Source organism: Pseudomonas sp. Bout1, from assembly GCF_034314165.1.
Lineage (GTDB): Bacteria > Pseudomonadota > Gammaproteobacteria > Pseudomonadales > Pseudomonadaceae > Aquipseudomonas.
The window spans coordinates 6247245-6262619 of the sequence record NZ_JAVIWK010000001.1 but is presented as its reverse complement, the minus strand read 5'-3'; the positions used below and the strand labels follow the sequence as shown (position 1 = coordinate 6262619).

The 15375-nt window shown below is 62.3% G+C and carries 15 protein-coding genes; 10 read left to right on the top strand and 5 right to left on the bottom strand.

From position 1 onward, the window contains the following. The first annotated feature begins 133 nt into the window (after positions 1 to 133). The 10 genes from nrdR to RGV33_RS28965 all read left to right on the top strand — a co-directional run bounded on the left by nrdR (position 134) and on the right by RGV33_RS28965 (position 7537). Positions 134 to 604 (top strand): transcriptional regulator NrdR, encoded by a 471-nt coding sequence (gene nrdR / locus RGV33_RS29010; protein ID WP_003209990.1) that lies wholly within the window; start codon positions 134 to 136, stop codon positions 602 to 604. Further along, the gene (gene ribD, locus RGV33_RS29005) at positions 601 to 1737 is read left to right on the top strand and encodes a bifunctional diaminohydroxyphosphoribosylaminopyrimidine deaminase/5-amino-6-(5-phosphoribosylamino)uracil reductase RibD (RefSeq protein ID WP_322147765.1); all 1137 of its coding nucleotides are present in this window, start codon (positions 601 to 603) and stop codon (positions 1735 to 1737) included. Before nrdR ends, ribD begins: the two co-directional genes overlap by 4 nt. Before the next feature lie 34 nt (positions 1738 to 1771). Next, positions 1772 to 2434, top strand: a complete 663-nt coding sequence (locus RGV33_RS29000) for a riboflavin synthase (RefSeq protein WP_322147764.1) — start codon at positions 1772 to 1774, stop codon at positions 2432 to 2434. A gap of 16 nt (positions 2435 to 2450) precedes the next feature. Beyond that, on the top strand, positions 2451 to 3542 hold the full coding sequence (gene ribBA, locus RGV33_RS28995; RefSeq protein ID WP_322147762.1) for a bifunctional 3,4-dihydroxy-2-butanone-4-phosphate synthase/GTP cyclohydrolase II: 1092 nt from the start codon (positions 2451 to 2453) through the stop codon (positions 3540 to 3542). A gap of 90 nt (positions 3543 to 3632) precedes the next feature. Beyond that, entirely contained in the window at positions 3633 to 4109 is a 477-nt protein-coding gene (gene ribE, locus RGV33_RS28990) for a 6,7-dimethyl-8-ribityllumazine synthase (RefSeq protein ID WP_003209986.1), read from the top strand. Further along, positions 4106 to 4606 carry a transcription antitermination factor NusB gene (gene nusB, locus RGV33_RS28985; protein WP_088424451.1) on the top strand — a complete coding sequence of 167 codons (501 nt, stop codon included), beginning with the start codon at positions 4106 to 4108 and terminating at the stop codon, positions 4604 to 4606. Before ribE ends, nusB begins: the two co-directional genes overlap by 4 nt. 18 nt (positions 4607 to 4624) lie before the next feature. Then, entirely contained in the window at positions 4625 to 5578 is a 954-nt protein-coding gene (gene thiL / locus RGV33_RS28980) for a thiamine-phosphate kinase (protein WP_322147760.1), read from the top strand. A gap of 128 nt (positions 5579 to 5706) precedes the next feature. Further along, on the top strand, positions 5707 to 6324 hold the full coding sequence (gene ribA / locus RGV33_RS28975) for a GTP cyclohydrolase II (protein WP_177082943.1): 618 nt from the start codon (positions 5707 to 5709) through the stop codon (positions 6322 to 6324). Then, a complete protein-coding gene (locus tag RGV33_RS28970; RefSeq protein WP_063026869.1) occupies positions 6321 to 6740 on the top strand; it encodes a hypothetical protein in 420 nt (139 codons plus the stop codon). Before ribA ends, RGV33_RS28970 begins: the two co-directional genes overlap by 4 nt. Continuing rightward, complete coding sequence (locus tag RGV33_RS28965; RefSeq protein WP_322147758.1) at positions 6740 to 7537, top strand: cobalamin-binding protein; 798 nt, start codon at positions 6740 to 6742, stop codon at positions 7535 to 7537. Before RGV33_RS28970 ends, RGV33_RS28965 begins: the two co-directional genes overlap by 1 nt. 107 nt (positions 7538 to 7644) lie before the next feature. Here RGV33_RS28965 and RGV33_RS28960 read toward each other — a convergent pair whose 3' ends face one another. From RGV33_RS28960 to RGV33_RS28940, 5 genes are all read right to left on the bottom strand, one after another. Beyond that, positions 7645 to 9540, bottom strand: a complete 1896-nt coding sequence (locus RGV33_RS28960; RefSeq protein WP_322147757.1) for a TonB-dependent receptor domain-containing protein — start codon at positions 9538 to 9540, stop codon at positions 7645 to 7647. Positions 9541 to 9615: 75 nt separating this feature from the next. Next, a complete protein-coding gene (dxs, locus tag RGV33_RS28955) occupies positions 9616 to 11514 on the bottom strand; it encodes a 1-deoxy-D-xylulose-5-phosphate synthase (protein WP_322147756.1) in 1899 nt (632 codons plus the stop codon). A 110-nt stretch (positions 11515 to 11624) separates the two neighbouring features. Next, positions 11625 to 12512, bottom strand: coding sequence for a (2E,6E)-farnesyl diphosphate synthase (gene ispA, locus RGV33_RS28950; RefSeq protein ID WP_322147755.1), 888 nt, complete (start codon positions 12510 to 12512; stop codon positions 11625 to 11627). Continuing rightward, positions 12509 to 12751: an exodeoxyribonuclease VII small subunit gene (locus RGV33_RS28945; RefSeq protein WP_003209964.1), complete on the bottom strand. Its 243-nt coding sequence runs from the start codon at positions 12749 to 12751 to the stop codon at positions 12509 to 12511. The genes ispA and RGV33_RS28945 overlap by 4 nt, the downstream gene beginning before the upstream one ends. Positions 12752 to 12910: 159 nt before the next feature. Next, positions 12911 to 15364: a TonB-dependent siderophore receptor gene (locus RGV33_RS28940; protein ID WP_322147752.1), complete on the bottom strand. Its 2454-nt coding sequence runs from the start codon at positions 15362 to 15364 to the stop codon at positions 12911 to 12913. Positions 15365 to 15375: the final 11 nt, after the last annotated feature.

Sequence of the window (15375 nt, the reverse complement as noted above, 5' to 3'; positions counted from 1 at the left end):
TCCAGAAAGGACAAAATCCGTGGCTTAAAAAATATGAAACATAATAGTCAGCCTATATACCGTAAAGGCTATGGCTTGTCTTGCCACGGGGATGCGCTACCATGGCCCTCCCATTTTTTGTTGCCTGCCAACCATGCACTGTCCCTTCTGCGGTGCCAACGACACCAAGGTCATTGACTCGCGTCTGGTCGCCGAGGGCGAACAGGTGCGTCGCCGGCGTGAATGCCTGGCCTCTGGCTGCGGTGAGCGTTTCACCACCTTCGAAACCGCCGAACTGGTATTGCCACGTCTGATCAAGACCGACGGCAGTCGCCAGCCTTTCGACGAAGAAAAACTGCGCGCCGGAATGCAGCGCGCCCTGGAAAAACGCCCGGTGAGTGTCGAGCGGCTGGAGGCGGCGCTGGTGCATATCAAGCACAAGCTGCGTGCCACCGGCGAGCGCGAAGTCAAATCCCTGGTGGTTGGAGAACTGGTGATGGGCGAGCTGCAAAAGCTCGACGAAGTCGCCTATATCCGTTTCGCCTCGGTGTATCGACGCTTCCAGGACCTCAACGAGTTCCGCGAAGAGATCGACCGCCTGGCCCGTGAGCCGGTAAAAGAATGAACCCACCTTCGGCAGAACAAGCGGTACTCGACGCGCATTACATGGCCCGCGCCCTGGAACTGGCGCGCAAGGGCCTGTACACCACGCACCCCAACCCGCGGGTTGGCTGCGTGATCGTGCGGGACGGGCAAATCGTCGGCGAAGGCTGGCATGTGCGTACCGGCGAACCCCATGCGGAAGTCCACGCCCTGCGCGCCGCGGGCGACAAGGCCCGGGGCGCCACGGCCTACGTGACCCTTGAACCGTGCAGCCACCATGGGCATACGCCGCCGTGCGCCGATGCGCTGGTGAATGCCGGTTTGGCCCGCGTTGTCGCGGCGATGCAGGACCCGAACCCGGAAGTCGCCGGGCGCGGCATGCGCCGTCTGGCCCAAGCCGGGATCGAGACCCACAGCGGTTTGCTGGAAAAAGAAGCGCGGGCGCTGAACCCGGGCTTTCTCAAGCGCATGGAACATGGCCTGCCGTTTGTGCGGGTCAAGTTGGCCATGAGCCTGGACGGGCGCACCGCGATGGCCAACGGCGAAAGCCAGTGGATCACCGGCCCGGCCGCCCGCGCCGCCGTGCAACGCCTGCGGGCCCAGGCCAGTGTGGTGCTGACCGGCGCCGACACGGTGCTGGCCGATGGTGCCCGCCTGACCGTGCGCGCTGCCGAGCTGGGCCTGGATGAACAAACCACCGCCCTGGCCATGTCCCGTCCGCCGCTGCGCGTGCTGATCGACGGCCGCCTGCGGGTGCCGCTGAATGCGCCGTTCTTCAAGGCCGGCCCTGCGCTGGTTATCACCTGTGTGACGCCGGACAACCAATACCCAACTGGCCCTGAGTGCCTGGTGGTGCCGGGTGTCGACGGCCAGGTCGACCTGCGTTCCGCGCTGGTGGCCCTGGCGGCCCGCGGCGTCAACGAGGTGTTGGTGGAAGCCGGCCCAAGCCTGGCTGGCGCATTCGCCCAGCAAGGGCTGGTGGATGAATACGTGATATTCGTCGCCGGCAAGTTCCTCGGCTCCGCTGCCCGGCCTTTGCTGGACTGGCCGCTTGAGAAACTGGCCGACGCCCCCCAACTCAAGATCACTGAAATGCGCGCTGTGGGCGATGACTGGCGAGTCACTGCCATTCCTGTGCCATCAGCGAGCGTATAATTACCGGCCTGCGCCACGTCTTCAGGAGAACGGCATGTTCACCGGCATCATCGAATCCATCGGCAGCATCCGTGCAATGACCCCAAAAGGCGGCGACGTCCGCCTGCTGGTTGAAACCGGCAAGCTCGACCTGAGCGACGTCAAGCTGGGCGACAGCATCGCCGTCAGCGGTGTGTGCCTGACCGTCATCGAGTTGCCTGGCAACGGCTTTGCCGCCGATGTCAGCCGGGAAACCCTGGACTGCACCGCGATGAACGACCTCAAGAGCGGCAGCCCGGTGAACCTGGAAAAAGCCCTGACCCCGACCACCCGCCTCGGTGGGCACCTGGTCAGCGGCCACGTCGACGGAGTGGGCGAAGTTGTCGCCCGCAGCGAAAATGCGCGTGCCGTGGAGTTCCGCATCCGCGCACCCAAAGAGCTGGCCAAGTACATTGCCCATAAGGGCTCGATCACCGTCGACGGCACCAGCCTGACGGTTAACGCCGTGAATGGCGCCGAATTTGAACTGACCATCATTCCCCACACCCTGAGCGAAACCATTATGGCGTCGTACCAGCCAGGTCGCCGGGTGAACCTGGAAGTCGACTTGCTTGCCCGTTACCTGGAGCGCCTGCTGTTGGGCGATAAGGCCGCAGAGCCAACCGGCAGTAACCTCACTGAAAGCTTTCTAGCCGCCAACGGCTACCTTAAATCCTGACCCAAGGGGGTGCCGCGTGGCGCTCAACAGCATCGAAGAACTGGTTGAAGACATCCGCCAAGGCAAGATGGTCATCCTCATGGATGACGAAGACCGCGAGAACGAAGGCGACCTGATCATGGCCGCCGAGTGCTGCCAGCCGGAACACATCAACTTCATGGCCAAGCACGCCCGTGGCCTGATCTGCATGCCGATGAGCCGCGAGCGTTGCGAGCTGTTGAAGCTGCCGTTGATGGCGCCGCGCAATGGTTCGGGGTTTGGCACCAAGTTCACCGTGTCCATCGAAGCCACCACCGGTGTCACCACCGGCATCTCCGCTGCTGACCGCGCCCGCACCGTACAAGCCGCCGCCGCAAAAGACGCCAAGGCTGAAGACATCGTCAGCCCTGGCCATATCTTCCCGCTGATGGCCCAGCCGGGTGGCACCCTGGCTCGCGCCGGCCACACCGAAGCCGCCTGCGACCTGGCGCGCATGGCCGGGTTCGAGCCGAGCGGTGTGATCTGTGAAGTGATGAACGACGACGGCACCATGTCCCGTCGCGCCGAGCTGGAAGAATTTGCCGTACTGCACAACATCAAGATCGGCACCATTGCCGACCTGATTCACTACCGGATGATCCACGAACGTACCGTTCAGCGGATTGCCGAGCAGCCGCTGGACAGCGAACTGGGCCAGTTCAACCTGGTGACCTATCGTGATTCGGTGGAAGGCGATGTGCACATGGCCCTGACCCTGGGCACCATCTGCGCTGAAGAGCCGACCCTGGTGCGGGTGCACAACATGGACCCGCTGCGCGACCTGCTGATGGTCAAGCAACCGGGGCGCTGGAGCCTGCGGGCCGCGATGTCTGCGGTGTCCGAGGCCGGCAGCGGGGTTGTATTGTTGCTGGGCCATCCGCTGGATGGCGATGTGTTGCTGGCGCATATCCGCGAAACTGCCGACCACGCGCCGGTGAAAAAACCGACCACCTACAGCATCGTCGGTGCCGGTTCGCAGATCCTGCGGGACCTGGGCGTGCGCAAAATGCGCCTGATGAGCGCACCGATGAAATTTAATGCCATATCCGGTTTCGACCTGGAAGTAGTAGAATACGTGCCCTCCGAATAAAGGCCGGCGTTATTTACCCCTTGTTCGCGGTTCAAATATCACTGAGGGGCGCGCACTAGGCGCGTCCCGGCTCTTTAAGAGATTTGTCGAATGACCCTGAAGACCATCGAAGGTACCTTCATTGCCCCCAAAGGCCGCTATGCCCTGGTGGTTGGCCGCTTCAACAGCTTCGTGGTTGAAAGCCTGGTAAGCGGTGCCGTGGATGCCCTGGTTCGCCACGGTGTGAGCGAAAGCGACATCACGATCATCCGCGCTCCTGGCGCCTTCGAAATTCCACTGGTTGCGCAAAAAGTTGCACAGCAGGGTGAATACGCGGCGATCATCGCCCTGGGCGCGGTCATTCGTGGCGGCACTCCGCACTTCGAATACGTGGCTGGCGAATGCACCAAGGGCCTGGCCCAGGTGTCCATGGAGTTCGGCGTGCCGGTCGCCTTTGGCGTGCTGACCGTTGATTCCATTGAGCAAGCCATCGAACGTTCCGGCACCAAGGCCGGCAACAAAGGTGCTGAAGCTGCCCTGTCCGCCCTGGAAATGGTTAGCCTGTTGGCACAGTTGGAGGCCAAGTGATTAGCGACGACAGCGATCAGTTCAACCCCCAGGACCCGCGCCCAGCAGACGCCGGCAAGCCATCGAAAAGCGAAAAGCGTCGTTCGGCCCGCCAGCTCGCGACCCAGGCCTTGTACCAGCGCCACATGGCAAAAACCTCGTTGAACGAAATCGAAGCGCAATTTCGCGTCGACAACGATTTCAGCGCGGCCGATGCCAGCTACTTCCACGACATCCTGCACGGTGTTCCGGCCAACCTGGCCGAGATCGACGCTGCACTGACGCCGTGCCTGGACCTGGCGATCGACGAGCTGGACCCGGTTGAACTGGCCGTACTGCGCCTGTCCACCTGGGAACTGCTCAAGCGCGTCGACGTGCCGTACCGCGTGGTGATCAACGAAGGGATCGAACTGGCGAAAGTCTACGGTTCCACCGACGGTCACAAGTTCGTCAACGGCGTGCTCGACAAGCTGGCCCCGCGCCTGCGTGAAGCCGAAGTGAAGGCGTACAAGCGCTAACTGGCGCTTGCTGACGCAATGGGCGAGTTTGAGCTGATCCGCAACTACTTCGCCGCCGCGCCTTGTGCGCAGGGCGGCGAAGGCATTGCACTGGGGATTGGCGACGACTGCGCCTTGCTGGCGGTTCCTCCCGGGGAACAACTGGCGATATCTACCGATACCTTGGTGGCCGGCGTGCATTTTGCCGACCCCTGCGATCCGTTTCTGCTCGGCCAGCGCTCGCTGGCCGTGGCAGTCAGCGATCTGGCCGCCATGGGCGCCAACCCCCTCGCATTTACCCTTGCCCTGACCACCCCGACGGTTGATGCCGATTGGCTGCAACGCTATGCCCAGGGGCTGAACGCCATGGCCCACGCTTGCGGTGTGGTGTTGGTGGGTGGCGACACCACCCGTGGGCCACTGAGCCTGACCATGACCGTATTTGGCCGGGTGCCGGCGGGGCAGGCACTCACGCGCAGCGGCGCACAGCCTGGTGACTTGCTGTGTGTCGGTGGCGAGTTGGGCAATGCGGCGGGTGCATTGCCGCTGGTGCTGGGGCAGCGTACGGCAGAGGTCGCTATCGCCGAGCCGCTGCTGGCCCATTACTGGTCGCCGCAACCGCAGCTGGCGCTGGGTTTGGCGCTGCGGGGCAAGGCGACGTCCGCCATGGATATTTCCGACGGCCTGTTGGCTGATTGCGGGCATATCGCCAAGGCTTCAGCTGTCAGTTTGTTGATCGAGCAGCAAAAATTGCCGTTGTCGGCGGCCTTGTTGGCGTTTGTCGGCGACGCGGACGCCCGGGTGGCTGCGTTGAGTGGCGGTGACGACTATGTGCTGGCGTTCACCTTGCCGCCTGCCGAACTGGCGCCGTTGCTGGCTGCCGGCGTGCCGGTGCATGTGATTGGCCGGGTCGCGGCGGGGCAGGGTGTTACCCTGTTGGATGCGGCTGGCCAGGACATCACGCCAGCCCTGCGTGGCTATCAACATTTCTGAAAAGCATAGAACCAAGCTGAAGGCCAATCGAACCTATTGATCTTTATCAGCGACAATTCAGCTTAAGCGTCTGTAGGAACCTGCTGTTACAATCTGTCCCCTGTGAAATCTGAAATCAGGAGCACACGGTGCCCGTCGTTTTCGTTGCCGCTTCCAAGCTGCCAACCCCTTTTGCCACGTTCACCATGAATGGCTTTCTTGAAGAAGCCACCGGGCGCGAACACGTTGTTCTGAGCCTCGGTGATGTGGCCGACGGCGCCCCGGTCCTTGGCCGCGTGCACTCCGAATGCCTGACCGGCGACGCCCTGTTCAGCCAGCGCTGTGACTGCGGCTCGCAACTGGAAGCCGCCTTGCAGGCCATCGCCCGTGAAGGCCGTGGCGTGTTGCTGTACTTGCGTCAGGAAGGCCGTGGCATTGGCCTGCTGAACAAGATCCGCGCCTACGAGCTGCAAGATGGCGGCGCCGACACCGTTGAAGCCAACGAGCGCCTGGGCTTTGCGGCCGATCAGCGCGACTACGCGATCTGCCTGCCGATGCTCCAGCACCTGGGCGTCAAATCCCTGCGGCTGATGACCAACAACCCGCGCAAGGTCAAGGCCTTGACCGAGATGGGCATCACCGTTGCCGAGCGCGTGCCGCTGCACACCGGGCACAACCCGCACAACAAACTCTACCTGGCCACCAAGGCCAGCAAGCTCGACCACATGATGGGCAACGAGCACCAGGGCGAGGCCGACCGGGCGTGACGCGCGGCCAGGTAAAGCGGCGACTGTCGTTTAACTGGTGGCAATACCTGGCGTTGGCGCTGGTGCCGTTGTTTGTGATCAACCTGGTGTTTGGCAAGGCCGAGCCTTTGCTGCCGGTGCTGGCGATGCCGTTTTTTATCGCAGGCGTAGCCTCCATGTTTGTGAGCCTGCGCTATTTTCACGGCTATAAACACGCATTGATCGCCACCGGCAAAGCCCTCGATACCCCCGACGAACCAGCGGCCTGGATCACCCTCGCGGCCCGTCGCCGTGTGGCGTTGCTGGTGGCTGCGTTGCCGGCCTGGGTCGGCGCGCTGGCGGTGTTTGTCGGGCTGGAAGCAGTGCCGCTGTTTCTGCTGGCGCTGTCGACGCTGGTGCTGTTTTACCTCTATCGCATCCCGCGTCAGTTGGGTTGATGCGCGCCTGGCTGGCGGTGTTGCTGCTGGTTGTCGCGGCGCAGGCTGCGGCGGTCGAGCGGGTTGTCAGCCTTGCTCCTTCCTTGTCTGAAATCGTCGTTGAGCTGGGCGCTGCCGATTTGCTGGTGGGCGTGCTGGATGGCGGCGAGCGGCCAACGGCCTTGGCGAACGTGCCATCGGTCGGGCGCTACGGGCAGTTGGACATGGAGCGGCTGTTCAGCCTCAAGCCGGACCTGATTCTGCTCTGGCCCGGCAGCGTCGGCCCGGCGCAGCGTGAACAGCTGCAACGGCTGAACATCCCGGTGTTTGTCGCCGAACCCCATAGCCTCGAACAACTCACCTCGCAGGTCGAAACCATTGCCCGGCAACTAGGGCGGGCAGATGCTGGTCGGCAATTGGCCGCACAGTTGCGTCAGCGCCTGGCCGAGTTGCGCTCGCGCTATCACCGGGCCGAGCCGTTGCGGGTGTTTTATCAGGTTTGGAACCAGCCGCTTTATACCGTAGGCGGCGGGCAAATCATCAGCGATGCGCTGGGTGTGTGCGGCGCGCGCAATGTGTTCGACGACCTCAAGCTGCCGGCGCCGCAGGTCAGCATCGAGGCGGTGTTGCAGCGCAATCCCGAGGTGATCCTGGCGGGCGATCAAGCGCAGCTGGATGCCTGGAAGGCCTGGCCACAAGTGGCAGCGGTGGCTGGCGGGCACTTGCTGCTGGTGCCCGACAAAGGCCTGGAGCGACCCAGCGGGCAGATGCTGGAAGCGGTGGCGCGGTTGTGTCAGGTGATTGCACCGAGTCTGTGAGACCGCTATCGCAGGCAAGCCAGCTCCCACATTTGACCGAGTCGTCTGGATAAACACGGCCCCCTGTAGGAGCCGGGCTTGCCCGCGATGAGGCCGGTGCCGACGCCTTAGATTTCCGGGCTCCAGGTCACCCCGAACATCAGTGCCCGACCTTCTTCCCGATAACCATATTGCTGGCCTTGGTACTGATACAGCGCCCTGCTGTAGGCTTTGTCCAGCAGGTTATCGAGCTTCATTTCCAGTGTGATCTCACGATTTAACGCCCAACTGCCCCGCAGTCCGAGCAAACCGTACCCGCCCAGGCGTTGCTGGTTCGCCGCGTCGTCGTAGCTGCTGCTGACCGCCTGCCAGCTGGCGCCGACGCCGAACTGATCGAACTGGCGATCCAGGTCCAGGCTCACGGTGCGCCTGGCTCGACGCGCCAGTGTGCGCCCGGTGTCGCGGTCCCGTGGGTCGATCAGTGCTATGCCGAGGCTGCTTTGCCAGCCAAACAGCTCTTGCTTGAGCGCCGCTTCAAAACCGTTGATGCGCGCCGAGCTGACGTTTTGCGGGCCGTTGCTGGCGAATATGATCGCATCCTGAATATCGGTGCGGTACAGCGAGGTTTCGAGCCGCAGGGTGTCGCTGAGTTGGCTGCGCCACTGCACTTCGTAGCTTTTCGAGGTTTCGGGCTTCAGGTTCGGGTTGCTGTTTGTCCCGTAGCTGTCATCCGGGTAGTAGAGGTCGTTGAAGGTTGGCGCCCGGAAGCCCTCGCTGTAGCTCAACAACAGATCATTGTCCGGATTCAGCGGCAGGGTGAAGGTGCCGCTCCAGCTGTTGTGGCCGCCGAACTGCTGGTTCTGGTCGCGGCGCAAGCCCAGTTCGGTGGAGAAGGATTGCGCCTGGAAACGGTGCTGGATAAACGCGGCGCGGTTCCAGCGACTGTCTTCATTCAGTTGGGCGCTGCTGTTGACCCGATCTTCGTACCAGTCGCCGCCCAGGATCAGGCTGTTCTGCTCGTTGAGGGTCAGGTCGTTCTGCCAGTTCAGCGAGTTGCGGTAGGTGTTGAACACACTGCGTTCGGTACTGAGCTTGTCCAGGGTGTCTTCGCGGTTTTCGCTGTGGCCCGCTTCCAGCCGGGACTTCCACACGTCATTGATGCGGGCGTCGACATAGCCGCTGACGCTGCTTACGGTGAAGTCGGAGTAGGGTTTTTGCTGGAAGCTTTGGAAGGTGGCTGTATCGAAGCGACCGAAGGGGTTGTCGAATTCGCTTTTACCGCGGTTATCCAGCACGTTCACGCCCGCTTCGAAGTCATCGTTAAAGGCATGGCTCAGGCTGAAACTGGTGGACTGGTTGCGATAGGCATCATGGTCGCCATCGCTTGGGTAGGAGGCGTCGGTGCGATCGATGCCGGCAGTGTCATCCAGGCTGGCACCGAGGTTGAACCGGGTTTGCTCGTCGCCGCCGGACAAGCCGAGGCTGCGTTCCCACGTCTGGTTACTGCCAAATCCCACATGCATACGGGGCTGTAGGCCGGACTGACTGCCGCGCCGGGTGAAAATCTGAATCACCCCACCAATCGCATCGCTGCCGTAGATCACTGAACGCGAACCGCGCAGCACTTCTACCCGTTCGATCTGCTGGATGTTCAAGTGCTGCAGGTTGCTGTCGCCGGAGGTCGAATTGCCGATGCGCTGTCCGTCTACCAGGACCAGGCTTTGAGCCGATTTGGTGCCGCGAATGTAAATGCTCGCCAGGCTGCCACGGCCGCCGGCTTGTGAAACCTGTACGCCGGGCACGCGGTTAAGCAGGTCGGTCACGCTGGTGGGTTGCAGGCGGTCGATGTCGTCGCGGGTGAAGACGGTGTTGGCAGCGCTGCTGTCATTGCGCGCCTGGACCTGGCGGTTGGCGCTGATGACCACGTCGGGCAGCTTCAGGGCTTCGTCGCGCTCGAAGCTGTCGGCGAGCAAGTCGGTGGCGGGCAATAACAAAAGAGGCAGGGCAAGGCGAAGGCGGTTCATGGGCTGTCCGTAGCGTCAAGGCCATGCAAAACCAATGTGGGAGCAGGCAAGCCAGCTCCCACATTTGATTGTTGTTTACAGGTTCAAGAGTGCCATGCGCTGACGAACCGACACTTCAATGCCCGCTTCATCCAGCCCGCACTCGGCCAGCATCTGCGCTGGCTTGGCATGCTCGACATACACGTCGGGCAAGCCCAAATGCAGCACGGACTTGAGGATGTTCTCCCGCGCCAGGAACTCGCTGACTGCCGCACCGGCACCGCCCATGATGGCGTTTTCTTCGAGGGTCACCAGCAGCTCATGGCTGCCGGCGATCTCGCGCACCAGCGCTTCATCCAGTGGTTTGACGAAGCGCATGTCGACCACCGTGGCGTCGATCTTCTCTGCCACTTTCATGGCTTCGGTCAATTGCACGCCGAATACCAGCAAGGCAACCTTGCTGCCTTGGCGACGGACAATGCCCTTGCCGATCTCGATAGGCGCAAGGTCTTTTTCGATCACTGCATTCGGACCATTCCCACGCGGATAACGCACGGCGGCCGGGCCGTTGTACAGGTGGCCGGTGTTGAGCATCTTGCGCAGTTCGTTCTCGTCGCTCGGGGTCATCACCAGCATGCCGGGGATGCAACGCAGGTACGACAGGTCGAAGCTGCCAGCGTGAGTCGGCCCGTCTTCGCCCACCAGACCGGCACGGTCGATGGCGAACAACACGTCGAGGTTCTGCACCGCGACGTCATGAATCAACTGGTCATAACCACGTTGCAGGAACGTGGAGTAGATCGCTACCACCGGCTTGGCGCCTTCACAGGCCATGCCAGCGGCGAAAGTCACTGCATGTTGCTCGGCGATAGCCACGTCGAAATAGCGCTGCGGGAACTGCTCGCTGAACGCTACCAGGTCGGAACCTTCCTTCATCGCCGGGGTGATGCCCACCAGGCGCGGGTCGGCGGCGGCCATGTCGCACAGCCATTCGCCAAACACGCCGGAATACTTGGGCCCACTCGGCTTCTTCGGCGCGGCGGCCGGGGCGTCCAGGGGCTCAAGCTTGGTGATCGCGTGGTAACCAATCGGGTCGACTTCCGCCGGGGCGAAGCCTTTGCCTTTCTTGGTGACGATGTGCAGGAACTGCGGGCCTTTGAGGTCACGCATGTTGCGCAGGGTGGCGATCAGGGTCGGCAGGTCGTGGCCATCGATCGGGCCGATGTAGTTCCAGCCCAGCTCTTCGAACAGGGTGCCGGGAACCAGCATGCCCTTGGCATATTCTTCGGTACGACGGGCAATTTCCCACGCGCCTGGCAGGCGCGAGAGTACCTTCTTGCTGCCTTCACGCATGCTGGCGTAGGTGCGGCTGGAGAGGATTTTTGCCAGGTAATTCGACAGCCCACCGACATTGCGCGAGATCGACATGTCGTTGTCGTTGAGGATCACCAGCATGTTGGCGTTCACTTCCGGCGCGTGGTTCAGCGCCTCGAAGGCCATGCCGGCGGTCAACGCGCCATCACCGATCACCGCAATCGCCTTGCGATCGCTGTTCTGCAGGCGGGCGGCAATCGCCATGCCCAGCGCTGCACTGATGGAGGTGCTGGAGTGGCCGACGCCAAAGGTGTCGTACTCGCTCTCGGCGCGACGCGGGAAGGCGGCGATGCCGTCCTTCTGGCGCAGGCTGGCCATGCGCTCGCGGCGTCCGGTAAGGATCTTGTGCGGATAGGCCTGATGACCCACGTCCCACACCAGCCGGTCGTCCGGGGTGTCGAATACGTAATGCAGCGCGATGGTCAGCTCGATGACGCCCAGGCCGGCACCAAAATGCCCACCGGTCTGGCCGACCGTGTAGAGCAATTCGAGGCGCAACTCATCGGCCAGGGTTTCCAGCTCGGCTTCACCCAGGCGGCGCAGGCCGGCTGGCGTGTTGGCACGGTCCAGCAGGGGCGTGGCCGGGCGCTTGCGGGGAATCTCTTGAAACGTCGTGGGCATCAGGCGAATCGTTATAGGTATAGAAGAGGCGGCAGTTTACCTCAAGCATCGCAAACTGCCCACGCAGAGCGCCGAACTTGGCTGATATGCGGTGGAAAAGGCCGGTGCTGTCAGTGGCGACGTTCGACGATATACCGCGCCAGGTCACGCAGTGGCTCGGCTGCCGCGTCGAAAGGTCGCAGGGCATCGAGTGCCTGGTCCCGCAGCTCCAGGGCGTAGGCCTTGGCGGCTTCCAGGCCGAGCAGCGAAGGATACGTCGGCTTGTCCCGTGCGATATCGGCACCCTGGCGTTTGCCCAGGGTGGCGGTATCACTTTCAACGTCGAGAATATCGTCCTGCACCTGGAACGCCAGGCCGATGGCCCGCGCGTAGGTTTGCAAGGCTGCCAGTTGCGTGGCCTCGGCCCGGCCACTGGCCAGGGCGCCGAGGTGCACGGCGGCCTCGATCAGCGCGCCGGTCTTGTGGCGGTGCATGTATTCCAGGGCTTGCTGATCGAGCTTCAGGCCAACCGAGCCCAGGTCAATCGCCTGCCCGCCGACCATCCCGGCCGGCCCTGCGGCCGCCGCCAGCGCGGTGACCATGCGCAGGCGGACCTCGGCGGTGACGCTGCTCAGGCGCGGGTCCAGCAGGGCGCTGAACGCCAGGCTTTGCAGACCGTCACCGGCGAGAATCGCGCAGGCTTCATCAAAGGCTTTATGGGTAGTGGGCTGGCCGCGACGCAGGTCGTCGTCGTCCATCGCCGGCAAATCGTCGTGTACCAGGGAATAGGCGTGAATCAACTCCACCGCACAGGCGGCGCCGTTGGCTTCCTCCGGCTGGGCGCCGAGTGCTTCGCAGGCCGCATAGGCGAGCAACGGGCGCACGCGTTTGCCGCCGTTCATCACGCTGTAGCGCATGGCGTCATACAGGCGGTTCAGCTCGGGGCTTGGCGCCACAAACAGCGGTTCCAGCGCAGCATTGACCCGGGCCTGGCTGCCGGCCTGATAAACGTCGATCATTCAGGCTGTTCCGCATCGAAAGGTTCTTCGGCCAACTCCCCGTCGCGTTCCAGCAACACCTGCACCTTCTGCTCGGCCTGCGCCAGGGCGCTCTGGCAGTCGCGGGTCAGGCCGATGCCTTGCTCAAATGCCGTCAGCGAGTCTTCCAGCGACAACTCGCCGTTCTCCATCCGCTCGACCAGGGTTTGTAGGTCGGCGAGGGATTGTTCGAAATCGAGTGCAACTTTTTTGCGGGCCATGGCGGCTATTCCGGTAGACGGTAAACCGGCGCGACACTAGCAGACAAGGGGGATTGGGGCAAATGAGCGGGGGGATTTGCGGGTGTGTGTGAGCCGGATAACGGGCTTGTTCGGCTCATTGAATGAGCCGATTAGCCAGGCTATTCGGCTCACCGTCGATCAGAAGTCGTACTTGAAGCCGGTCATCAGGTTGCGCGGGGCGCCGTAGACGCCGGCGCTGGTGGTCGTGAAGTATTCCTTGTCGAACACATTGTTCAGGTTGACCGTGGCCGACAGGTTTTTGGTGATCTCATAGCGCGCCATCAGGTTGGCCACGGCGTAACTTTCCTGGGTGTAGTAGCGCAGGTCAAAGCCGGTCTTGCTCTGCCAATTGAAACCGCCGCCCACGGTCAACTTGTCCAGCGGGCCAGACAGGCGATAGGTGGTGAACATCTTCAGGCTGTGGCGCGGGATCTGCGCAGAAATCCGCTGATCATCGGCGTTACGGCTGACGCTGTAGGTGTAGCCCCCGGCAATATTCCAGTCCTGGGCCAGTTCGCCGTTGAGTTCCAGCTCCACGCCTTCAGTGGTGGTGCCTTGGGCGGCGGTGTAGGCCTGCCAGCCCGCAGGCGTCAGGGCGCCGATGTCGGCTTGTGGCAGGTTGTCCTGTTCAAGCTTGAACAACGCCAGGCTGGCGTTCAGCTTGTCGTCATTAAGGCTGGCCTTGACCCCAAGCTCGTAGCCCGTGCCCTCCAAAGGTTCCAGATAGGAGCCGGTGACGGTCTGTTCGCTTTGCGGGTTGAAGATCTTGGTGTAGCTGGCGTACACCGCCCACACCTCGCTCAGGTCGTAAACGATGCCCGCGTAGGGGATGACCACGCCGTTTTCTTTGCGCTTGATGCTGATGTCGGTGTAATCGGGGTCGGTGTAGCGGGTTTCGTCGGTTTGCTTCCAGTCGATCACGCGGCTGCCCAGAATCAGGCTGGTGTCGTCGTTGAGGTGCCAGCGCGAGGTGATGTAGCCGGCGTATTGATTTTCTTTGAAGTCCTGTTCGCCTTTCTTCACGAAGTTCGGTGTGTTGGAGCTGCCGTTCCAGTCATAGATCGGGCCGACGGCACCTTCGTAGCCGGTCCAGCCGCGCATCCAGCCGCCGTAATCCGGTGCGTTGGTATTGCGGATCTGTGACAGGTTGATGCCTGCGATCAGCTCATGCTCGCGGCCGAAGAGTTCGAACGGGCCGGTGACGTAGGCATCAATGGCGTTTTGCTTGGGGTTGCCCTTGAACTTGTTCGGTACCACCACGCCGCCCAGGCCGGTGGTTTGGTCGATGGGGCCGGAGAGGTAGTCGATGGTCGAGTCGTATTTGTTTTCGGTATGGCTGAATTCGACCTTGGCGCTCCAGCCGTTATCGAACTGCTGTTCCAGGGACGTGAAGAAACTGCTCTGGTCGTGATCGTAAAAGGACCAATTCGTGGCGGTGTTATAGGAGCGCTTGAAATCGGTCCGCTGGCCATTGGTGCTGCGTTGGCCATCACCGTAGAACAGTGGGAAACCACTACGCGGTGGTGCGTCGGTATGCACGGTCAAGTAGCTGAAGCCGGCGGTCAGCAGCGTGCTTTCGCTGAGGTCGAACTCGGTGATGCCGTAGACCAGGTCAGAGTCTTGTTTGTAGCGGTCGACCCAACTGTGCTGGTTCTTGTAGTCCAGCACCAGGCGGCCACGGATATTGCCGGTATCGGTCAGCGGCCCGGAGACATCCACCGATGTGCCATAGCGGTCCCAACTGCCGGCTTCGCCGCGAATCGTCGCTTGCGCAGTGTCCGTTGGGCGTTTGCGGATCAGGTTGATGGTAGCGGAGGGCTGGCCCATGCCGCTGATCAGGCCGGTCGCGCCGCGCACCACCTCGACCCGGTCATACATGGCAGTGTTTTGCGTGTAGTTGTCCATCTTCGATGAGGTCGGCACGCCATCGATTTCATAGTTATTGATCTGGAAACCGCGGGAGTAGTACGCGTCGGAGTCCGCCCCCAGGCCTTCGCGAACCACGGTGATGCCGGAGGTGGCTTCCAGGGCGTCAGTCAGGTTGGAAAGCCGCTGGTCTTCCATGCGCTGCTGGGTAATCACGGTGACGGATTGCGGCGTTTCCTTGAGAGGAATATTCAGCCGGGTCGAGCTGCTGGAGGATTGCGTCGTGTAGGAACCGGTGTGTTCGGTGGTGGACCCAGGCGCCTTGCCGGAAATACTCACGGGAGAGAGTTGCAGGGGGCTCCCGGTGGACGCCGGGATGTCGATGACAAAGCTGCTGGCGTTGGGCTGCGTGTAAACCGCCTGGGTGCCACGAGTCAGCACGTTCAGTGCTTGCTGCGCCGTCAGTTGGCCATGCAACTCGGCGGAGCGCAGGCCTTTGGCTTGCCCTGCGTCGTAGAGCACTTGATAGCCGCTTTGCAGGGCAAACTGGTCAAGCGCGTCGGCCAGCGTCTGGGCGGCGATATCGAAGTTGAAACGCTGCGCGTTTGCCTCAGTGGTTTTTGCCTCCACCGCCTGTGCCACGGCAATCGGCTGCAACGCGCCGGCGCCCAACAACGCGATGGCCAGCGGCAAGCGTTTGAACCCTGTGAATGGTGAATATGGCATACGTCCTCCCC

What these genes read in the sequence shown, in the direction of transcription:
- nrdR (WP_003209990.1), top strand. Translation starts at nt 134, where the DNA reads ATGCACTGTCCCTTCTGCGGTGCCAACGACACCAAGGTCATTGACTCG.
- ribD (WP_322147765.1), top strand. Translation starts at nt 601, where the DNA reads ATGAACCCACCTTCGGCAGAACAAGCGGTACTCGACGCGCATTACATG.
- RGV33_RS29000 (WP_322147764.1), top strand. Translation starts at nt 1,772, where the DNA reads ATGTTCACCGGCATCATCGAATCCATCGGCAGCATCCGTGCAATGACC.
- ribE (WP_003209986.1), top strand. Translation starts at nt 3,633, where the DNA reads ATGACCCTGAAGACCATCGAAGGTACCTTCATTGCCCCCAAAGGCCGC.
- thiL (WP_322147760.1), top strand. Translation starts at nt 4,625, where the DNA reads ATGGGCGAGTTTGAGCTGATCCGCAACTACTTCGCCGCCGCGCCTTGT.
- RGV33_RS28965 (WP_322147758.1), top strand. Translation starts at nt 6,740, where the DNA reads ATGCGCGCCTGGCTGGCGGTGTTGCTGCTGGTTGTCGCGGCGCAGGCT.
- RGV33_RS28960 (WP_322147757.1), bottom strand. Translation starts at nt 9,540, where the DNA reads ATGAACCGCCTTCGCCTTGCCCTGCCTCTTTTGTTATTGCCCGCCACC.
- dxs (WP_322147756.1), bottom strand. Translation starts at nt 11,514, where the DNA reads ATGCCCACGACGTTTCAAGAGATTCCCCGCAAGCGCCCGGCCACGCCC.
- ispA (WP_322147755.1), bottom strand. Translation starts at nt 12,512, where the DNA reads ATGATCGACGTTTATCAGGCCGGCAGCCAGGCCCGGGTCAATGCTGCG.
- RGV33_RS28945 (WP_003209964.1), bottom strand. Translation starts at nt 12,751, where the DNA reads ATGGCCCGCAAAAAAGTTGCACTCGATTTCGAACAATCCCTCGCCGAC.
- RGV33_RS28940 (WP_322147752.1), bottom strand. Translation starts at nt 15,364, where the DNA reads ATGCCATATTCACCATTCACAGGGTTCAAACGCTTGCCGCTGGCCATC.